Origin of the sequence: Flavobacterium phycosphaerae, from assembly GCF_010119235.1 — a bacterium.
GTDB lineage: Bacteria > Bacteroidota > Bacteroidia > Flavobacteriales > Flavobacteriaceae > Flavobacterium > Flavobacterium phycosphaerae.
In genome coordinates this window covers 1,452,665-1,473,245 of record NZ_JAAATZ010000001.1, presented here as the reverse complement: position 1 = coordinate 1,473,245, position 20,581 = coordinate 1,452,665, and the positions used below count along the sequence as shown (strand labels likewise).

General features: G+C 40.4%; 22 protein-coding genes, 2 tRNA genes and 1 pseudogene. 18 read left to right on the top strand and 7 right to left on the bottom strand.

The genetic code is table 11. The features are described from left to right. Window positions 1-70 precede the first annotated feature (70 nt). The 3 genes from pruA to GUU89_RS06525 all read left to right on the top strand — a co-directional run bounded on the left by pruA (window position 71) and on the right by GUU89_RS06525 (window position 4,189). A complete protein-coding gene (pruA, locus tag GUU89_RS06535) occupies window positions 71-1,699 on the top strand; it encodes an L-glutamate gamma-semialdehyde dehydrogenase (RefSeq protein ID WP_162127167.1) in 1,629 nt (542 codons plus the stop codon). 134 nt (window positions 1,700-1,833) lie between these two features. After that, window positions 1,834-3,057 carry a T9SS type A sorting domain-containing protein gene (locus tag GUU89_RS06530; RefSeq protein ID WP_162127166.1) on the top strand — a complete coding sequence of 408 codons (1,224 nt, stop codon included), beginning with the start codon at window positions 1,834-1,836 and terminating at the stop codon, window positions 3,055-3,057. A gap of 124 nt (window positions 3,058-3,181) precedes the next feature. Continuing rightward, window positions 3,182-4,189: a T9SS type A sorting domain-containing protein gene (locus GUU89_RS06525; protein ID WP_162127165.1), complete on the top strand. Its 1,008-nt coding sequence runs from the start codon at window positions 3,182-3,184 to the stop codon at window positions 4,187-4,189. A gap of 29 nt (window positions 4,190-4,218) precedes the next feature. Here GUU89_RS06525 and rsmG read toward each other — a convergent pair. After that, window positions 4,219-4,847 (bottom strand): annotated as a pseudogene (rsmG, locus tag GUU89_RS06520) (16S rRNA (guanine(527)-N(7))-methyltransferase RsmG). A gap of 108 nt (window positions 4,848-4,955) precedes the next feature. Here rsmG and GUU89_RS06515 point away from each other — a divergent pair. The 12 genes from GUU89_RS06515 (at window position 4,956) to GUU89_RS06460 (ending at window position 13,606) form a co-directional block, all read left to right on the top strand. Further along, complete coding sequence (locus GUU89_RS06515) at window positions 4,956-6,050, top strand: fatty acid desaturase family protein (RefSeq protein WP_162127164.1); 1,095 nt, start codon at window positions 4,956-4,958, stop codon at window positions 6,048-6,050. A gap of 57 nt (window positions 6,051-6,107) precedes the next feature. Further along, window positions 6,108-7,295: a pyridoxal phosphate-dependent aminotransferase gene (locus GUU89_RS06510; protein WP_162127163.1), complete on the top strand. Its 1,188-nt coding sequence runs from the start codon at window positions 6,108-6,110 to the stop codon at window positions 7,293-7,295. An 11-nt stretch (window positions 7,296-7,306) separates the two neighbouring features. Continuing rightward, window positions 7,307-7,648 (top strand): DUF6370 family protein, encoded by a 342-nt coding sequence (locus GUU89_RS06505; RefSeq protein WP_162127162.1) that lies wholly within the window; start codon window positions 7,307-7,309, stop codon window positions 7,646-7,648. A 58-nt stretch (window positions 7,649-7,706) separates the two neighbouring features. After that, window positions 7,707-8,282, top strand: a complete 576-nt coding sequence (locus GUU89_RS06500; RefSeq protein ID WP_162127161.1) for a Crp/Fnr family transcriptional regulator — start codon at window positions 7,707-7,709, stop codon at window positions 8,280-8,282. A gap of 335 nt (window positions 8,283-8,617) precedes the next feature. Then, window positions 8,618-9,334 (top strand): pirin family protein, encoded by a 717-nt coding sequence (locus GUU89_RS06495; RefSeq protein ID WP_162127160.1) that lies wholly within the window; start codon window positions 8,618-8,620, stop codon window positions 9,332-9,334. 52 nt (window positions 9,335-9,386) lie between these two features. Beyond that, entirely contained in the window at window positions 9,387-9,671 is a 285-nt protein-coding gene (locus GUU89_RS06490) for a GNAT family N-acetyltransferase (protein WP_162127159.1), read from the top strand. A 35-nt stretch (window positions 9,672-9,706) separates the two neighbouring features. Beyond that, entirely contained in the window at window positions 9,707-10,114 is a 408-nt protein-coding gene (locus GUU89_RS06485) for an OsmC family protein (RefSeq protein ID WP_162127158.1), read from the top strand. Between the two features lies 1 nt (window position 10,115). Then, the gene (locus GUU89_RS06480) at window positions 10,116-10,319 is read left to right on the top strand and encodes a (4Fe-4S)-binding protein (protein ID WP_394350908.1); all 204 of its coding nucleotides are present in this window, start codon (window positions 10,116-10,118) and stop codon (window positions 10,317-10,319) included. Between the two features lie 61 nt (window positions 10,320-10,380). Beyond that, window positions 10,381-10,911, top strand: coding sequence for an NADPH-dependent FMN reductase (locus tag GUU89_RS06475; RefSeq protein WP_162127157.1), 531 nt, complete (start codon window positions 10,381-10,383; stop codon window positions 10,909-10,911). A gap of 38 nt (window positions 10,912-10,949) precedes the next feature. Next, the gene (gene fabD, locus GUU89_RS06470; protein WP_162127156.1) at window positions 10,950-11,819 is read left to right on the top strand and encodes an ACP S-malonyltransferase; all 870 of its coding nucleotides are present in this window, start codon (window positions 10,950-10,952) and stop codon (window positions 11,817-11,819) included. An 86-nt stretch (window positions 11,820-11,905) separates the two neighbouring features. Beyond that, on the top strand, window positions 11,906-13,342 hold the full coding sequence (locus GUU89_RS06465) for a peptidoglycan DD-metalloendopeptidase family protein (protein WP_162127155.1): 1,437 nt from the start codon (window positions 11,906-11,908) through the stop codon (window positions 13,340-13,342). A 12-nt stretch (window positions 13,343-13,354) separates the two neighbouring features. Beyond that, complete coding sequence (locus GUU89_RS06460) at window positions 13,355-13,606, top strand: hypothetical protein (protein ID WP_162127154.1); 252 nt, start codon at window positions 13,355-13,357, stop codon at window positions 13,604-13,606. Window positions 13,607-13,656: 50 nt separating this feature from the next. Here the strand turns inward: GUU89_RS06460 and galE are convergent, their stop codons facing one another. Genes galE through GUU89_RS06445 form a run of 3 tightly spaced genes read right to left on the bottom strand, consistent with a single transcriptional unit; the run spans window position 13,657 to window position 15,947 of the window. Further along, on the bottom strand, window positions 13,657-14,670 hold the full coding sequence (gene galE / locus GUU89_RS06455) for a UDP-glucose 4-epimerase GalE (RefSeq protein WP_162127153.1): 1,014 nt from the start codon (window positions 14,668-14,670) through the stop codon (window positions 13,657-13,659). 2 nt (window positions 14,671-14,672) lie between these two features. Then, window positions 14,673-14,813 carry a hypothetical protein gene (locus GUU89_RS06450; protein ID WP_162127152.1) on the bottom strand — a complete coding sequence of 47 codons (141 nt, stop codon included), beginning with the start codon at window positions 14,811-14,813 and terminating at the stop codon, window positions 14,673-14,675. A 3-nt stretch (window positions 14,814-14,816) separates the two neighbouring features. Further along, window positions 14,817-15,947 carry a DegT/DnrJ/EryC1/StrS family aminotransferase gene (locus GUU89_RS06445; protein ID WP_162127151.1) on the bottom strand — a complete coding sequence of 377 codons (1,131 nt, stop codon included), beginning with the start codon at window positions 15,945-15,947 and terminating at the stop codon, window positions 14,817-14,819. 96 nt (window positions 15,948-16,043) lie between these two features. On the opposite strand from GUU89_RS06445, the gene GUU89_RS06440 reads away from it, so the two are divergent. The 3 genes from GUU89_RS06440 to GUU89_RS06430 all read left to right on the top strand — a co-directional run bounded on the left by GUU89_RS06440 (window position 16,044) and on the right by GUU89_RS06430 (window position 19,839). Then, complete coding sequence (locus GUU89_RS06440; RefSeq protein ID WP_162127150.1) at window positions 16,044-17,279, top strand: 3-deoxy-D-manno-octulosonic acid transferase; 1,236 nt, start codon at window positions 16,044-16,046, stop codon at window positions 17,277-17,279. 37 nt (window positions 17,280-17,316) lie between these two features. Then, window positions 17,317-19,464, top strand: coding sequence for a S46 family peptidase (locus tag GUU89_RS06435; protein WP_162127149.1), 2,148 nt, complete (start codon window positions 17,317-17,319; stop codon window positions 19,462-19,464). 156 nt (window positions 19,465-19,620) lie between these two features. After that, a complete protein-coding gene (locus GUU89_RS06430; RefSeq protein WP_162127148.1) occupies window positions 19,621-19,839 on the top strand; it encodes a hypothetical protein in 219 nt (72 codons plus the stop codon). 66 nt (window positions 19,840-19,905) lie between these two features. On the opposite strand, the gene GUU89_RS06425 is transcribed toward GUU89_RS06430, so the two are convergent. The 3 genes from GUU89_RS06425 to GUU89_RS06415 form a co-directional block, all read right to left on the bottom strand. After that, the gene (locus GUU89_RS06425) at window positions 19,906-20,256 is read right to left on the bottom strand and encodes a DUF1508 domain-containing protein (protein ID WP_162127147.1); all 351 of its coding nucleotides are present in this window, start codon (window positions 20,254-20,256) and stop codon (window positions 19,906-19,908) included. 57 nt (window positions 20,257-20,313) lie between these two features. Further along, window positions 20,314-20,399: transfer RNA gene (locus GUU89_RS06420), tRNA-Leu, on the bottom strand. An 11-nt stretch (window positions 20,400-20,410) separates the two neighbouring features. After that, window positions 20,411-20,483: transfer RNA gene (locus GUU89_RS06415), tRNA-Gly, on the bottom strand. Window positions 20,484-20,581 lie beyond the last annotated feature (98 nt).

Here is a 20,581-nt window from a genome sequence, read left to right as displayed (position 1 = left end):
GTGCAGCATTTTGAAATTCTTTAAAAGAATTTTCAAATTTTCAAATTGTTTAATTCTCAAATTAAAAAATATGCCAAAAGGATTCTTTCATGTCCCAAAAGCGGTCAATGAACCCGTAAAATCATACGCTCCTAATTCGCCTGAAAAAGTAGCCGTATTAGCAGCCTACAAAAAAATGTGGAACGAAACTATTGATGTTCCTAACTATATCGGAAGCGAAGAAATCCGCACCGGAAACACCCGCAACATGACGGCGCCTCACGACCACCAACATGTAGTAGGAAAATACCATTTAGCCGAAAAAGCACATATCGAAAAAGCTATCGCAGCAGCTTTAGAAGCCAGAAAGAAATGGGCCAACATGGCGTGGGAGCAACGTGCCACTATCTTTTTAAAAGCAGCCGAATTAATCGCCGGGCCTTACCGCGCCAAGATTAATGCCGCCACTATGATTGCGCAATCCAAAACTATTTTCCAAGCCGAGATTGATGCGTCTTGTGAGTTAATCGACTTCTTGCGCTACAACGTAGAATTCATGACTCAAATTTACAACGACCAACCGAAATCAATTTCCGATGTTTGGAACCGAGTAGAATACCGTCCGTTGGAAGGTTTTGTGTATGCTATAACTCCTTTCAACTTTACCGCAATCGCTGCCAACCTTCCGGCCAGTGCTGCCCTAATGGGGAACACTGTAGTTTGGAAACCAAGCGACAGCCAAGTGTTTTCTGCCAAAGTAATTATCGATGTTTTCAAAGAAGCCGGCGTTCCCGATGGCGTAATCAACGTCGTTTTTGGCGACCCGGTAATGATTACCGATACCGTTTTGGCCAGTCCTGATTTTGCCGGAGTCCATTACACCGGTTCTACTTTCGTATTCAAAGAAATCTGGAAGAAAATAGGAACCAACATCCACACGTATAAAACATACCCAAGAATCGTTGGAGAAACCGGAGGTAAAGATTTTGTCTTAGCACACCCAAGTGCCAATATAAAACAAGTCGTAACCGGAATTACCCGTGGGGCTTTTGAATTTCAAGGACAAAAATGTTCTGCAGCTTCAAGAGGCTATATTCCTCAAAGCTTGTGGCCTGCCGTAAAAGAACAACTAATCACCGATGTGAAATCCATGAAAATGGGCTCTCCGGAAGATTTCGGTAATTTCATTACAGCCGTAATCCACGAAGGTTCATTTGATAAATTAGCCGGTTTTATCGACCAAGCTAAAAAAGACAACGATGCTGAAATCATCGTGGGAGGAAACTACGACAAATCAAAAGGATACTTCATCGAACCTACCGTTATCGTAACGACCAATCCAAAATACGCCACGATGGAAACCGAACTTTTCGGACCGGTGATGACTATCTATGTATACGAAGATGCGAAATGGGCCGAAACACTACAGTTGGTTGACCAAACCTCTGAATACGCCTTGACAGGAGCTATTTTCAGTCAAGACCGTTATGCTATTCAAGAAGCTACATTGGCATTACAAAACAGTGCCGGTAACTTCTACATCAACGACAAACCAACCGGAGCGGTAGTAGGAATGCAACCTTTTGGTGGTGCCAGAGCCTCAGGAACCAATGACAAAGCAGGTTCTATGCAAAACTTATTGCGTTGGGTTTCACCAAGAACCATCAAAGAAACCATGGTAACTCCGGAAGATTATCGCTATCCGTTTTTGGGAGAATAAAACAAAATACAACTACAATTATAAAAAGTTCAATCGGTACCGGTTGAACTTTTTTATTTAGAAAAAGACCGAAGAAAGTATTTATAAAAAAATAACTTACTTTTATTGACCGCCAACCACTTAATGATGTCAATATGAAAAAAATTATACTCACTATTCTTCTTTTAAGTACTATCCCATTTTACGCTCAGTGGTGGACACCACAAACATCAGGGGTAACGCAAAATTTAAATGATGTATACGGTATTACAGGAACCACGGTGGTTATCGTGGGGAACGGAGGCACAATCCTCAAAACTATTGATGGCGGTGACCATTGGATGCCAAAAACATCGGGTACGACAGCCAATTTAACCAAAGTACAATTCGTAAATCCTACTGTTGGGTATACCGTTGGCGAAAGCGGAACACTGCTCAAAACTACTGACAGTGGCGAAAACTGGTCTCCTATTTCCTCCGGCACTACTACCAATCTTTATGGCCTATCGTGTTTAAGTGAAAGCGTATTCTTTATCTCAGGCAATGATGGCTTAATTAAAAAAACAAGTGATGGAGGTGCTACTTTTGACACCATAAACTACGCCGGAAATTATTCTTTCTCCACCCTTCAGTTTCTGAATGACCAAGTTGGATATGCCTGTAGCTATCAATACTTCGGATCGGATAGTAACGCTTTTATCAAAACCATTGATGGCGGTGCGACATGGACCTTACTTTCAACTGAAATAGCCTCCTGCTTCTTTCTGAACGAAACAGTTGGTTTTACCAAATCGATAAGCGGGCCAGTATCCAAAACCATAGATGGGGGTGTGAATCTGACTTATATGGGCGATTCCTATGCCCCTTCTGCCGATTTATTTGCTTGGAATGAAAATGTGGTTTGGAGTGTTGAAAACAACTTTACCCTTTGCAACTGTTCCTACTTTTGTATTAAAAAAAGAGAAATCACAAACACTGAACTTCTTGACCCTATAGAAAACTGCTACGCAGAAACCCTTGGCAATCCCCCTTTTGAAGCCATTACTTTTGCCGACCCAACAAACGGGTATGTCGTAGGCGATTACGGGATTATCTATAAAAACGGCACCGGCAATATGGAAAACTTAGACCGCAATGACTTAAATAAAAAAGAAAACGTTGTCATCTATCCCAATCCGGCCTCAAACTTGATAACTATAGAAAACAACAGCAATACTCCCTTAAGTGCGGTCACCATTACCGACCTCAACGGAAGAAAAATCATGACAAGCACCAACGGCAACTCCGGTATTGATATAAGTTCATGGGCAAAAGGAGTCTATCTAGTACAGTTAGCAACCGATAACGGAATCATAACTAAAAAAATAGTAAAAAAGTAACGCTATTACCCCTGCTCAAAAACCCATGTTTGCTGTTACTACAGTCCGAGTTACAACTTGGCCTTTTTTATTATGCTGAAAATGAAATTTTTGTATCTTCGAAGCTCTATTTAACTGTCAAACTATGAAAACAAAACTACTTTTACTTTTATTGTTCTCTACCATCATCTCTCGGGCACAAAGCATCCCGGTTTTTCACGGGGATAACAATTCGACTTTTGCTGTATTAACTTCAGCAAGTCCTTTAGACCATAGCCCTACCGGCGCTAATCAAACTTGGACGTTCAGCAACCTTTCTTTGTTAGGGAATGTCGTATATACTTATGTGGCGCCCACAACTCAAGAAACTACCACTTACCCAAACTCGACTGAAGTTATTATTGGAACCAATGCTAACGGGGCTACAAAAATGTACACCAAAACAGCGGCCAATGTTTTATCTATTACCGGATTAACAGGTACCGATTTAAATATCAATTTTTCAACCAATAATGCTACTCTTGGCGCTTTCCCGATGGCTTATGGGTTCTCCAATACAGATACCGTAGCCGGAAATTATACCTACACCACTTATTCGGGTACTTTTAGCGGAACATTAGTAACCACCGTAGATGCCAGTGGCACCCTAAACTTGGCCGACCCCACTTTCTCCTTTTCAGGCAATGTAGTTCGTTTGAAAACAGTACTGAATATTAACTTGAATTACAGCTTTCTTACCAATGTCGGAACCGTTACCCAAACATCCTATATTTATTACGTAACAGACAACAGTATTTTTTATAATCCTATTTTCAGAAGCATCACCACTGCGGCGTTAGTCCCTTTAATGTCAATTGATCAAACCGACACTACGCTAGAAAAATTTCAAGCGATACTGGATACTCCCGACAAGGCATTGGATAAACTATGGGTAAAAAATCCGGTAGCCAATACCATAGAAATTAATGCCCCGACACCTATTGACAGAGCCACCATCTCTGTTACCGACTTGTTAGGGAAAACCATCTATCAATCCGAAAACAACACCATTGACGGCACGCTCGAAATCCCGGTTTCCTTGCCCAAAGGAATTTATCTGATTACCATTGGCAACGACAAAGGCAGTACTACCAAGAAAATTAGTAAGAGTTAATAAAAAAGTCCCTGTTTCGGGACTTTTTTTTATGCTTTAAACTTCAAAGGCAAATGAACTACTTTCTTGGTCTCAAAGAACTCGTCTGTAAAAAATGCAGCAATCGGATATTCGGTGGCTTTCGGAAAATCTTTTAACTCTTCCGTCAAATCACCTCCCTTTAAGTAAAGGATACCATTTTGCAATTCGTGCTTGTTTTGCTTTTTGATTTTATCTTTAATCCAAGAAACAAAATCAGGCATATTGGTCACGGCTCTGCTGACAATAAAATCAAAATCGCCCTTGACATTTTCGGCTCTCATTTGCTCGGCTTTTACATTCTTCAGTTCCAAAGCATCAACCACAGCTTGCACCACTTTTATTTTTTGGCAATCACATCAATCAGATAAAAACGCGTTTCCGGAAACAATATCGCCAACGGGATACCCGGAAATCCGCCACCGGTTCCCACATCTAAAACAAAGGTTCCCGGTACAAACGGCTGAATCTTGGCAATCGCCAACGAATGCAACACATGTTTAGTATACAATTCGTCAATATCTTTACGAGAAATCACGTTAATTTTGGCATTCCAATCCTGGTATAAAGCTTCCAGCTTTTGGAATTGGAGTATTTGATTATCAGTAAGATTAGGAAATTGTTTGATAATTTCTTCCATGAATAGAATTTTCAACAAAAATAATGTTTTAGTTGATAATTATGATGGGTTTATAATCTTTAAAAAATTATAATAATTATCTTTGAGCAAAATTTTGAATTACAATTAATGGATACTACAACCCCAATATTTTCTAAAAACGATAGTCTGAAATTCTTCCGAACCTTAAATTCAAGAGTCAACAACTATTTCAAAGAAAACAACCTCAACCGAACCGGAAACTGGAAACTGCATTTAAAAACAGTGGTCATGTTTTCTATTTTCTTAACCCCCTATTTCATTTTATTAGCCATGCACATGCCTATCTGGGCCTACCTTTTACTGAACGTAGTAATCGGTATCGGAATGGCCGGCGTTGGAATGAACGTAATGCACGATGGTAATCATGGTGCTTACTCTTCTAAATCATGGGTCAATAAAATGATGGGCGGCAGCATCTACATCCTCGCCGGAAATGTATACAATTGGCAAGTACAACACAATGTGTTACACCATACCTATACCAATATTCTCGGACACGACGAAGACTTAGAAGCCGGCAGAATCATGCGTTTTACCAAAGAAGCCAAATGGTACCGCTTCCACAAATTCCAACAATACTATTCTATTTTCCTATACGGATTATTAACGTTCAACTGGGCCATCACTACCGATTTCCTTCAAATGAAACGCTATTTAAAAAGAAACTTATCGTATGGCGAATTCAAAAAACCGGTCGTACGCTGGACCACCCTAATCATCACAAAAATTATTTATTTCTCTATTTGGATAGTAATCCCAATCGTGTTTAATGTCGTTTGGTGGAAAGTGGTTTTAGGCTTTTTAGTAATGCATTACACCGCCGGAGTGATTCTAAGCGTAGTGTTCCAGTTAGCGCACGTAGTAGAAGAAACCGAAAATCCAATCCCGGATGACAATGGTGAAATTGAAAACACTTGGGCCATTCACCAATTGTTTACCACGGCCAACTTCGCTCCGAAAAACTGGTTGGTAAACTACTACACCGGTGGCTTAAACCATCAGGTAGAACACCATTTATTCCCAAACATCAGCCACATTCACTACGATAAAATTGCTGAAATCGTTAAGCAAACGGCCAAAGAATGTGAATTACCGTACTACGAATTCAAAACTACAAGAGAAGCCATAGCCTCGCATTTCCGTCATTTAAGGGAATTGGGAAGACAGCCTCAATTAGCCTAATCATTTGTAAAGACGCGATTCATCGCGTCTCTTCATTTAATAAATCTACACAACATAATGAACAACGTTTTATCAAACCGAATCAACAATTTATCTACTTCTCAAACTTTAGCCATGGCGGCCTTAGCCAGAGAATTAAAAGCTCAGGGGAAAGACATCATCAGTTTAAGTTTAGGCGAACCCGATTTCAATACGCCTGATTTTGTCAAAGAAGCAGCCAAGAAAGCGATAGACGAAAACTACAGCACCTATACCCCGGTTGATGGATATGTAGAACTGAAAGAAGCTATCTGCCGCAAATTCAAAAGAGACAACAATCTGGACTATAAACCGGCCAATGTGGTAGTCTCTACCGGAGCCAAACAATCGCTATACAATGTAGCACAGGTCATGTTAAATGAAGGCGATGAAGTGATTTTGCCGGCACCTTACTGGGTTTCTTATTACGAAATCATCAAATTATCAGGAGGGGTTCCTGTAGAAGTACCTACTTCGGTGGAAACCGATTTCAAAATGACAGCCGAGCAATTGGAAAAAGCCATCACACCGAAAACCAAAATGATGTGGTTCAGCTCCCCTTGCAACCCTAGTGGTTCAGTGTACAATCGCGAAGAACTAACTGCCATTGGTAAAGTATTAGACAAATACCCTAACATTTATATCGTTTCTGACGAAATCTACGAACACATCAATTTCTCAGGCACGTTTTGCAGCATCGCATCCATCCCTGGCTTGTTCGACAGAACCATTACCGTAAACGGAGTAGCCAAAGCCTTTGCCATGACCGGTTGGAGAATTGGATACATCGGTGCTCCTGAGTTTATTGCCAAAGCTTGTACCAAAATGCAAGGCCAAGTAACTTCAGGTGCCAACTCAATTGCGCAAAGAGCCACAATCACTGCCGTTGACGCTGACCCAAGTGTATTAAACGACATGGTAGCTGCTTTCAAGAACCGCAGGGATTTGGTCGTAGGTTTAGCCAAAGCCATTCCCGGTATCAAACTCAATGTGCCGGAAGGCGCTTTCTATGTGTTCCCGGATGTGTCCTCTTATTTCGGCAAAACGTTACGCGGAAAAACCATTAATAATGCTGACGATTTCTCGATGTATTTATTATCCGAAGCCAATGTAGCAACAGTAACCGGCGACGCTTTCGGAAACCCTGACTGTATCAGAATTTCCTACGCTACCAGCGAAGATTTATTAACCGAAGCGTTCAAAAGAATTAAAGACGCTTTATCATAAACAACACTATCATGAAAAAACTAGCATCATTTATCTTGCTTTTGGTTTGCGTTTCAATAAACGCCCAAGACAAACCTAAAACCCAAACGGTAGAAGCAGCCTGTGGTCAATGTCAATTCGGAATGAAAGGAAAAGGCGGTTGTGACTTAGCCGTGCGCATCGACGGGAAAACCTATTTTGTTGACGGTACTAAAATCGACCAACATGGTGACGCGCATGCTGAAGACGGGTTCTGTAACGCCGTTCGCAAAGCCGAGGTGGTAGGCGAAGTAAAAAACGGACGCTTCGTAGCAAGCTCTTTCAAACTACTTCCTTCCAAAGCGCACGACGAACACGAAGGACATCATCATTAAAAAGTAAAGCGGAAATAATTTCCGCTTTTTTTATGCATTGGAAATCGTACTTTTGACTATGACTTCAATTATTCAAAACATAAGCAAGCACATTGCCTTAACCAACGAAGAAACAGCGCTCTTCCTGTCTAAAACCGAAACTAGGCACTACAAAGCCAAGACCCTTATACTCCAAGCCGGCGAGGTTTGCAAACATTCGTATTTTGTCAACTCAGGGCTCCTCCGAAGCTTTTCCGTCAATGATAACATCGTTGAACACATCTTGAGCTTTGCCTGCGAAGGCTGGTGGATTGGCGATATGTACAGCCTGCTTTCCCAAAAACCGGGCAACCTTTTTATAGAAGTGTTGGAAGATGCCGAAGTGGTTTTATTATCCAAAGAAAATCAGGAGCAACTCTATATTGAAATCCCAAAACTGGAACGCTTCTTCCGCATCCTAACCGAAAACTCGCTCGTAGCCAACCAAGAACGCCTGATGGACAACCTAAGTTTATCCGCCGAAGAACGCTTCGACAAGTTCTGCAAACGCTATCCTACCCTCATTCAAAAGGTGCCTCAAAAACAAATTGCGTCCTACATTGGCGTTACTCCCGAGTTCTTTAGCAAAATGAAAAGCCGTTGGTTACATAAGTAATTCGTAATTCTTCAGTAGTGTCTCTATAACATACTCGCCTCTTTATTGCCATACCCTAGTAAACTGCCTGCTGTTTGCCCGGGTTTTCATTGCCCTTGTGTTCGGACTAAGAGCTATTTACTTCCGATGTGTGTCCGATGAAAATACCTAAAACATCGGACACACATCGCACACACATCGGACACACCCCCTCCAAAAACAGTACAAACTACCTTCCTAAAAACACCAATAAACGCCATTTTAATAAAACAAATTCATTTCTTAACCTACATTAAGTGCGCTTCACCTTTCATGATGGTAAATTTGTATCATAATAATTAGTAAATTTATACATCATGAAAAATACAATCTTACACAAAGCTAATACTAGAGGACACGCTGACCATGGTTGGCTAAACGCACACCATACTTTCAGTTTCGCCAGTTACTACGACCCAAACCGCGTACAGTTTGGCGTACTTAGAGTCTTAAACGATGATATTGTAGCTTCAGGCATGGGGTTCGGAACGCATCCGCACGACAATATGGAAATCATCACCATTCCGCTTGAAGGCGATTTGGCACACAAAGACAGCATGGGCAATACCGAAGTAATCAAATTTGGTGATGTGCAGGTCATGAGTGCCGGTACCGGAATCCAGCATTCGGAGTTCAACCCGAATCACGATAAACGAACCAATCTCTTGCAGATATGGGTTTTCCCGAAATACCGCAATGTGGAACCACGCTACCAACAAATTACATTAGACACCACCGACCGTCATAACCAATTGCAACAAATCCTTTCACCCAACGCAGATGATGCCGGGGTTTGGATTCACCAAGACGCATGGTTCCACATGGGTAATTTAGACAAAGGGGTAACCTTAGACTACAATCGTAAAAAAGAAGGCAACGGCTTATACGTTTTTGTAATCAAAGGAAGCGTAAAAGTAGACGGTCAGGAATTAGAACAACGCGATGGTTTAGGCATCACCGATTTTGATACCGTAACCTTTGAAGCTACTACTGAAGCCGAAATCCTTTTGATGGAAGTACCAATGATACAATAATTTAAAACCTGCAAGGGCATAAACACTTGCAGGTTTTTTTAAACCCAACAACATGAACAACGAAGTACAACTAAAAATCGACGGCAATAAAGGCGTTTTCTATATTGATGTCGATGGCAAACACGAAGCCATGATGACCTTTGTCTTTGCCGGAGAAAAACAAATCATTATCGACCACACCGAAGTAAATCCAGGCAACGAAGGCAAGGGTTTCGGCAAAAAAATGGTCACCAAAGCTGTAGAATACGCCCGCGAAAACGGCATCAAAATCATTCCGCTTTGTCCCTTCGCCAAAAGTGTACTCGATAAAGTTCCCGAATTTAGAGATGTTTTATAATCAACCCGGGAAAGATTAATTTATTAAAAATAACTATGGCTAATCTTTTAGAAAACAATGTGGAAGGAAAAATAGGCATGCAAAAATACTTGTGTACCATTTCCTGGCGTAACGGCACTCTGCTGATGGATGAACCGGAAAGTGTGGGTGGGCAAAATATAGGCCCCGACCCCTTTTCGACATTCTTGGCTTCTTTGGCGGGCTGCACTTTATCAACCTTGCGGATGTATATTGACCGCAAAGGATGGGACATACCCGAAATCAACATCTCACTCAATTTGGCTCAGGAAATGAATCCCGAATTACTAACGAGCATTTCCAGAACCATCACGTTTTCGACCAATATCAGCGACGAGCAAAGAGAACGCTTGCTCCTGATTGCCGAGAAATGCCCTATTTCAAAGATTCTGAAAAACAATATAACTATTAACACCACCATTTAACATGAATCCAAACGACCTTACCAAAGAATACACCAATGGCGAAGTAACCATAGTGTGGCAATCGGGCAAATGCATCCATTCGGCCAATTGCGTAAAGAACAATCCCGATGTGTTCAAACCCAAAGAGAAACCTTGGATTACCCCGAAGGTTCGACCACCGAAAAGATCATCGAAACGATTAACAAATGTCCGTCCGGGGCTTTGACCTATTATTTAAACGGGGAAAAATAAAAACCCGCTTTCACAAACGCATAAAACACGACACTATGAGTAAAAAGATACTGGCTTTTGGGGCTTCCAACAGCAGCGACTCCATCAATAAACAACTGGCTTCCTATGCTTCTAAGCAGTTTGAAAATACTACTGTAGAACTGTTGGATTTGAATGATTACGAAATGCCCATCTATTCCAAAGACAGAGAAAGAGACAATGGGATTCCACAGCCGGCAAATGATTTTTACGATAAGATTGGCGGTGCCGACTTAATTCTGATTTCTTTTGCCGAAAACAACGGCGCCTATACGACCGCTTTCAAGAACATACTCGATTGGATGTCGCGCATCAACGGCAAAACCTTTCAGGAAAAACCCATGCTCTTGTTGGCCACTTCTCCCGGAGCCCGAGGAGGTAGTGCTGTTTTGGATATAGCGGTAAAGCGAATGCCCTTTCAAGGGGGAGTCGTAAAGGGTAGTTTTTCGTTGCCAAGCTTCAACGAAAACTTTGAAAGTGGCAAAGGCATCACCAACCCCGAACTCAACAATCAGTTGTTGGCGATTATCCGTGCTATTGAAATTTAATTCCTATTTTTGTCGTTCAAAATAATAAAACCAGTACAATGAAAGCATACGTTTTCCCTGGACAAGGGGCACAATTTACCGGAATGGGTAAAGACTTATATGAAAACTCGCCTCTGGCCAAAGAACTTTTTGAGCAAGCCAATGAAATATTAGGTTTCCGCATCACCGACATCATGTTTGAAGGCACTGCAGAAGAATTGAAAGAAACCAAAGTAACCCAACCGGCCGTATTTTTACACTCGGTAATCTTAGCCAAAACGTTAAACATACAACCCGATATGGTAGCCGGTCATTCACTGGGCGAGTTTTCCGCTTTAGTTGCCAATGGCACACTATCCTTTGAAGACGGATTAAAACTGGTATCCCAACGTGCCTTGGCCATGCAAAAAGCCTGTGAAATCACTCCCTCAACCATGGCAGCCGTTTTAGGACTAGACGATACAATAGTGGAAGAAGTTTGTGCTGCAGTTGACGGCGTAGTGGTGGCAGCCAACTACAACTGTCCCGGTCAATTAGTAATCTCAGGAGAATTCAAAGCTGTTGAAGCAGCCTGCGAAAAAATGAAAGAAGCCGGCGCCAAAAGAGCCTTATTATTACCTGTAGGTGGTGCTTTTCACTCTCCTATGATGGAACCGGCTCGGGAAGAATTAGCCGCCGCTATCGAAGCGACTACGTTCAACACCCCAAGCTGCCCGGTATATCAAAACGTAACCGCCAGTGCCGTGGCTGACGCCAACGAAATCAAAAAGAACTTAATCATCCAATTGACCGCTCCGGTACGATGGACACAATCGGTACAACAAATGATTAAAGACGGCGCCACTAGCTTCACTGAAGTAGGCCCGGGAAAAGTATTAGTAGGCTTAGTCAATAAAATTGACCGTGAAGTAGAAACTATTTCAGCTTAATAACTTCCAATAAAAATTTAAATCCTCATGACGAAAGTTGTGGGGATTTTTTAATTACATTTACTTGACAATTAAACAGATAAACTATGAAAAATATACCCAAAATATTCAAAGTAGTAGGTTTTAATTTCATGTTGATGGCTTCCTTCCTACTCCAAGCCCAAAACAACACTACCGATTTTCAAGTGGATGGTGGCTATGCTTTTCCGAAAAATGACGCGCAGCACCCCTGTATCAGCGCTCAAGACTATGCGGTTTTAAACCAAGAAGTGAGTAATAACCTGAAGAGATTCTCCTTTGATAACAAAGCCAACAGAAACACACTAACCACATCATTAAGTTGGCCCCTGAAACCCGCCAGTGGATTCACCCAATGTGCTTACCACTTTATCGGGGCTTATGTTGACCAAAATACCGCTACCACTTCCATTCAAGATTTTGATTGTGGCACCAATACCTACGACGGACATCACGGCACTGATATTGCCATTTGGCCCTATGCTTTTTATAAAATGGACAACAGTCAAATTGAGGTCATTGCTGCAGCACCCGGCACCATCATTCAAAAAGCCGATGGGAACTTCGACCGTAATTGCTCCAGCAATACGCTGACAGCCAATTCAATTATCATCCAACATGCCGATGGAAGTTATGCACTTTATTGGCACATGAAGAAAGATTCGGTCACCGGTAAAGCAGTAGGACAAACCGTCGTTGCCGGCGAATACTTGGGTGTAGTGGGCAGTTCAGGCAGTGCTTCGGGACCACATCTTCATTTTGAAATTTGGTCAGGCAGTTCCAATACCACTTACAAAGATCCTTTTGCCGGGGCTTGCAATACCTTAAACGCTACTTCTTGGTGGGCGGCTCAAAAACCACATACCGACCCGACCATTATGAAAGTATCAGTCAATACCACCGACAATGTAATGCCGGGTTGCCCAACTACTGAAACACCTAACGAAAGTGACACCTATGTAATTCCGTTTCAAGGTGATGGTTTGCCGGCCGGTTATGCTAAGTTTTATGTTTTTCTAAGAGAAATTCCGGTCAGCTCAGTACTAACCATGCGAATTGTCAATCCTAACAACACCACTTTCAACACCTGGACCTATACCGTACCCACTTTAAACAAAATAAGCTATTTGGGCTTTTCAAAACTATTACCCACCACCGACGGCAACTATACTTTTGAAGCAACATACAATGGAGTTACTTGTTCCAAAGGGTTTACCATTACCCATTCGTTAGGAACGAATGATGTTTCTTATACCCGAACACTCAAGGTATTTCCCAATCCAACCTCTAATGAATTTATGTTAATTGGAAACGATTTAGAAAACGGAAAGTACACCTATCGTTTGAGTACCGTTACCGGGCAAGTTATCGGGACAGAAAATATCAGTATTGAAAACAACAAACTTGAAAAGTCTTTTTCAGTAGCAGGGCTTTCAAATGGCATTTATTTTTTAACTTTGGATAATGCTATAGCACGAATTACCGAAAAGATTATTAAAAATTAAATCAATCATACTATGAAAAAAACAATCTTAACAGCGGCCTTTATCGCCGTTGCCTTAGTTTCCTGTCAGGATAAAACCAAAGAAAAAATAGAGGATGCCAAAGACGCTATCGGTACCGAAGTAGAACAAAAAATTGATACCGTAACCGAAAAAGCAGAAACTGCTATTGACACCGCAAAAGCCAAAGTCAAAGATGCCGTGGCCAAAGGCGCTGAAAAAGTAGAAGAAGGAGCCAAAAAGGTTCAGGAATCCGTTAAGAAATAAACAAAAAAGCCCTCAATGATTGAGGGCTTTTTTTATGGTAAGTCTGAAGGTTAACTTCTTATTTTTTGTTCCCATTGCCAGGCAGAAGCTAAAGCCTCTTCTAACGAAGTTTCCGCTTTCCAACCCAAAACTTGGTTAGCTTTATCCGTATTGGCATAAGCCGCAGTAATATCGCCTTCTCTACGGGCCACTATTTGATAGTTTAATTTTTGTCCGGATACTTTTTCAAACGCCTGAATCACTTCCAAAACAGAGCTACCGGTGCCGGTACCCAAGTTAAAGGTTTCTACTTTTGCTGCGTTTTGTTTAGTAAGCAATCGCTGTAAAGCCACTACATGCGCTTTGGCTAAATCCACGACATGAATATAGTCTCGAATACAAGTTCCGTCCGGCGTTGGATAATCATTACCGAAAACTGACAGCTTTTCGCGTAACCCCATAGCCGTTTGCGTAATAAAAGGCACTAAGTTTTGCGGAACTCCAATAGGCAATTCGCCAATAATGGCACTCGAATGGGCGCCAATCGGGTTGAAATAACGCAACAATATAGAGTTTAAATGAGTGGCTTTGGCAGTATCTGTAATGATTTCTTCCCCTATTTGTTTGGTATTCCCATAAGGAGAAATGGCCGGTTGTATGGAGGCATCCTCGGTAATCGGCATGGTTTCGGCTTGACCGTAAACCGTACACGACGAACTGAAAATGAAGTTGGCTTGTGGCAAAGCTGTTAACTCCTGCAACACATACACCAAAGCATTGATGTTGTTTTCGTAGTACAACAATGGGTTTTCGACACTCTCTCCCACCGCTTTAGAAGCAGCAAAGTGAATAACTCCCACCGTATCATTGTGTCTTTTGAAAAAATCATGAACGACTGCTTTATCTCTTAAATCAATATTTTCGAAGAGCGGTTTGGTTCCTGTGATCTTTGCTATTCCGTCTAAAACCGTTATAGACGAATTAGAAAGATTGTCGACAGCCACTACATCAAATCCTTGATTTTGTAATTCTACTACCGTATGCGACCCAATAAAGCCCAGGCCTCCGGTTACTACTATTTTCATTTCTATTTTTTTGGTTCGTTTGTTTCTACACCGGCTTTTGCCTTAAACTGTTTCATAACATATTGCGTTCCTAAAAAAGCAACGGCAAAAACTACAATAAAAATCACTATCTGGGTATATAACTTTTTGTTTCCTTGTTCCATTTTTTAGTTGAAAAACGCTAAAACGCTATCGGTAATAAATTTAATTTGCTCGTCGTCTAATTCGGTGTGCATTGGCAACGAGATAACTTCTTTTACCAATTGGTTCGTTACAGGAAAATCTTCTTCCTTATACCTTGTATCAGCATACGCTTTTTGGGAATGCAACGGAATCGGATAATAAATAGCACACGGAATACCTTGAGCTAATAAATGTTCCATCAAGCCGTTTCTGTCAGCATCAATAATTCTTAAAGTATACTGATGGAATACATGGCAATCACAGTTGGCGCAAATGGTTGGCGCTATGATGTTTTTATGTCCTTCAAACGCTGCCGAATATTTACGAGCAGCATCCTGACGGGCTTTTCCATAGGCATCCAACAATGGTAATTTGGCATTCAAAACACCGGCTTGTATACTATCCAAACGGGAGTTCACACCTACTACATCATGGTGGTAACGCACATACATACCGTGATTTACAATCCCTCTGATTTTGTGTGCTAAAGCATCGTCATTGGTAAAAATAGCCCCACCATCACCATAACATCCTAAGTTTTTAGAAGGGAAAAACGATGTTGAAGCCACATGACCGATGGTTCCGGCTTTCTTTTTCGTACCGTCTGAGAATTTACAATTGGCGCCAATCGCTTGGGCATTATCTTCAATTACGTATAAATTATGCTCTTTAGCAATGGCCATAATTGCTTCCATATTGGCCGCTCTTCCGAATAAATGCACCGGAACAATGGCTTTGGTTTTTGGCGTAATTGCTTTCTTAATAGCTTCTATAGAAATGTTCATATTCACCACATCCACATCCACTAAAACCGGCGTTAACTGCAATAAAGCAATCACTTCTACCGTAGCCGCAAAGGTAAAATCAGCAGTAATCACCTCATCGCCCGGTTTTAAGTCCAAGCCCATCATGGCAATTTGAAGTGCATCGGTTCCGTTAGCACAAGGAATAACGTGTTTTACGTCTAAATAGTCCTCTAAATTCTTTTGAAATTCGTGCACTAATGGCCCGTTAATATAAGTGGTGGTGTCTAAAACTTCCTGAATCGAAGCGTTAACAGTGTCTTTTATTTTATCGTATTGACTTTTTAAGTCAACCATTTGAATCTTTCTCATGTTTTTAAAAATTATGAGTAGCAAAAGTAACAAATTCTAAAGTAGAATATCCTATTCCATAAAAGAAACGTATTTTAGCGCATCAAAATTTTGTGGATGTTTTTACTATACAATCTATTGCTGGTTTTGGCTTCGCAGCTTGTGAAATTGTTGGCGCTTTTCAGTCCCAAAATCAAGCTGTTTGTTGACGGTCGAAAAAACGTTTTTGAAACATTGGCCAACCAAATCAACCCGGGAGACCAAACCATATGGTTTCATGCGGCTTCTCTGGGCGAATTTGAACAAGGCTTACCCGTAATGGAAGGCATCAAACAAGCATTCCCCACTCATAAAATTATACTGACTTTCTTTTCGCCTTCCGGATATGAAGTCCGAAAAAACAATACTATTGCTGATGTCACGGTGTATTTGCCTTTAGATACTAAAAGTAATGCGACACTATTTCTAAAACTCGTTCACCCTGAGTTGGTGTTTTTCATCAAATACGAATATTGGCCTAATTATTTGAACGAATTGAAAAAAGCTGCCGTCAAAACCTATTTGATTTCTGGGATTTTCAGAGAGAACCAGGCCTTTTTTAAATGGTATGGTGGTTTTTACCGTAACGCTTTGAAAACCTTCGACTACTTCTTTGTACAAAACGAAAGTTCCAAAAAACGACTGCAATCTTTAGGCTATCAAAATATAAAAATCTCCGGAGATACGCGTTTTGACCGGGTTGTTTCCATCTTAGAAAGAGACAATTCCTTGGATTTCATCCAACAATTCAAAGCGGATTCGACTACTATTGTTATAGGAAGTTCATGGCCCAAAGACGAATCGTTGTTGGTGAATTTCATCAACCAAACGAATAAAGAGGTTAAATTCATCATAGCGCCGCACAACATCAAAGCAGAACAAATTCAGGAATTGAAAAATTCGATTACCAAGAAAACCATACTGTTTTCGGAAAAAGAAAATCAAAGCCTGGCCGATTTCCAAGTTTTTATCATCGACACCATTGGTATTTTGACCAAGATTTACAGTTATGCCGACATTGCGTATGTGGGTGGCGGATTCGGAAATCCCGGAGTGCACAATATTTTAGAACCGGCTACTTTCGGTATTCCGATTGTGGTAGGACCCAATTATTCCCATTTTGCTGAAGCCACTGCTTTGGTAAATATGGAAGGCTGTATTTCCATTAGCCGACAAACCGAATTAGACGATGCGTTTAACAACTTGATTTCCAACACAGACATTCGACATGAAAAAGGACACATTTGTGAAACTTTTGTACAAATGAACAAAGGTGCCACGGATATAATTCTGAATCATATTCGTAACAATTAAACCAAAACAAATACCTACATCCATAAACATTTTGCATATGAAATTTTTAAAACTATTAGTCTTATTCGTTTTTGTTCAAGTCAATGCCCAACAAGGCGGCATGTGGATTCCTTCACTTTTAAAAGGAATGAACGAAAGCGAGATGAAAACCTTGGGGATGAAAATCACCGCCGAACAGATTTATTCCGTTAACAAATCCAGTTTAAAAGATGCCGTTCCTCAATTTGACGGGGGCTGTACGGCTGAAGTGATTTCAGACAAAGGGTTGATTTTAACCAATCACCACTGTGGATTTGATGCCATTCAAAATCATTCTTCTGTTGATCATGATTATTTGACCAATGGCTTTTGGGCTTATAAAACGGAGGACGAATTGCCTAATAAAGGAATGGTCGTAACCTTCATCGCCAGAATTGAAGACGTTACCACCAAAGTTTTAGACGGAGTTGCTGCTATCACCAATGAAGCTGATAAACAAAAGAAGATTCAAGAGAACATCAGTAACCTGAACAAATCTTTACCCAAAGAAGCTTGGCAAGAAAACAGCATCCGAACCTTTTATGACGGAAACCAATACATTCTTTTTGTAACTGAAACGTATAAAGACATTCGTTTGGTAGGAGCACCACCAAGTTCTATTGGAAAATTTGGTTCCGATACCGACAACTGGGTTTGGCCTCGTCACACCGGAGATTTTTCTATGTTCCGAATTTATGCGGATAAAAACAATCGTCCTGCCGAATATTCAGTTGACAATGTTCCGTACAAACCCAAGTACTTCTTTCCAATCTCCATCAAAGGCGTAAAAGAAAATGACTTTACGATGGTCATGGGCTATCCGGGAAGAACGCAGGAGTACTTACCTTCTTATGCAGTTGACCAAATTGTAAATACTTTAAATCCGGCAAAAATTGAAATTCGTGACGCCGCTTTAAAGGTTCAAGATGGTTTTATGCGTAAAGACAATGCTATTAAAATTCAGTATGCTTCCAAATACGCCAGCGTGGCCAATTATTGGAAAAAATGGATTGGAGAAACCAAAGGATTGAAGAAATCAAATGCTATCGGTATTAAACAAGCATTCGAGAAGGATTTTCTTGAAAAAGTGGTTAAAGCCGGCAAGCAAGCGGAATACGGTAGCTTACTAAGTGATTTCGAAAAAAATTACGGGGAAATAAAAGATTATGCTTTGGCTAGAGATTTATTTACAGAAATTGCCTTGCGTAACACCGAAATACTGACCTTGGGCTACAAATTGTACCAATTAGAGCAAATATACAACAACAAAGGAGAACAAGCTTTTAATGACCGAAGAAATGCATTGATTACCGGTTTGGGTGATTTTTATAAAGATTTCAATCCGAATGTCGATCAGAAAGTCTTTGAACAATTAATTGGCATTTATGCTAAAAAGTACCCTAAACAATTTCTTCCTACTGCTTTTGAAAATGTTAATACCGAAACTTTAGCTGCTGATGTTTTTACTAAATCACAATTGGTTACTTATGAAAAAATAAAAGTATTGTTGACCGGTGATTCTAAAACAGTATTAGAAAACATTAATAAAGACAATGGTTTTCAAGTTATCAAGGCCATGGCGGATGGTTATCTGAAAAATGTAGCCCCAAAATACGATGAGCTTAATTTAAAAAACTTTGCTACACAACGCACCTACATGAAAGCCATATTAGAATTGAGTCCGAAATCAGCACGTATTTTCCCTGACGCCAACAGTACTTTACGGGTAACCTATGGAAAAGTAAAAGGCTACAAACCTAATGATGGAGTAATATACGAGCCGTTTACTTACCTTGATGGTGTAATAGAAAAATACATACCGGGTGATTATGAGTTTGATGTTCCTAAAAAACTAATCGACTTATATAACACTAAAAACTATGGTGCTTATGGCTCAAAAGGTAAAATGCCGGTAGCTTTTATTGCAACCAATCACACTACAGGAGGAAACTCGGGAAGTCCGACTTTAGATGCCAATGGGAATTTAATTGGATTAAATTTTGATAGGGTTTGGGAAGGAACCATGAGTGATATCTATTATTCTCCTGATATTTGCAGAAACATAATGGCAGACATTCGTTATGTCCTATTTATTGTAGATAAATTTGCCGGTGCTGAAAACCTAATCAAAGAGATGAAAATAATAGCTCCGGAGAAGAAGAAATAATTTTTAACGCTATTTCTTTGTTTTGGCACGATTATTGCTAAGTAAAAACAGAAGCGAAATATGGTTTTTTAAAAAAAGTTAAATAAAAGTTTTTCCGAATAAAAAAATTTATATCTTTGCCTCGAATTAATAATTAACCTTTTATAATTAAGTAAGATGAAAAAAGTATTTTTAAGTTTAGCTGTTGTTGCTGCATTAACTGTAGTATCTTGTAAACAAGCTGATGCTAATGCAGAAGCTACTACTGATTCAACAACTGTTGAAGCTGTTGACACTGCTGCTGCTGCTCCAGTTGCTGACACTACTGCTGTTGATACTGCTGCTGCTAAAACAGAAGCTGCTCCAGCCGCTGCTGCTCCAGCTGAAAAAAAATAATTAGAAACTAATTATTTTTAAAAAGATTTAAAGCCACGCTATGCGTGGCTTTCTTTTTTAATATACTTATATATCTGAAAAAATTGAATCTCCTGCTGAGAAATCCAAGACTTCAGCCTTTGATGCGTATTTGATTATTTCCTCAATTCCCTTACGCATCATCAATTCGGTTGAATATCTTCTACTGGTTGCAATTATCCTTTCCCCCAGCATCATTTTAAAAAAGCACTTCCCTTTGCTTGTTTTAAACCTAAGATAATTACAACCCCCTAAAGAAAGTCTCAACACCTCAATATCTTCTTCGCACTCAAACCGCAACTCATAACCGGAACTAACCAGAATCGTTTTTCCCTTGCGAGAAACGAATTCAAATTTATATTCATCATTATTTTTTCGGCTTATAACGAAAGTCCCCATAGCATTTTAGAAAAGAATTAAAACAAAAAAGCCTCTAACATATGTTAGAGGCCTTTGTACTCAGAGCGGGACTTGAACCCGCACGAACATTGCTGTTCACTGGATTTTAAGTCCAGCGTGTCTACCAATTTCACCATCCGAGCGTATGATGTTGAGCGAAAAACGGGGCTCGAACCCGCGACCTCGACCTTGGCAAGGTCGCGCTCTACCAACTGAGCTATTTTCGCATTTCAAATTTTATAAGAGCAACAATACTTGTACCGTATTGCGGATGCAAATGTAATACTTAAATTGAATTATACAAACCTTTTTTTGAAAAAAACTT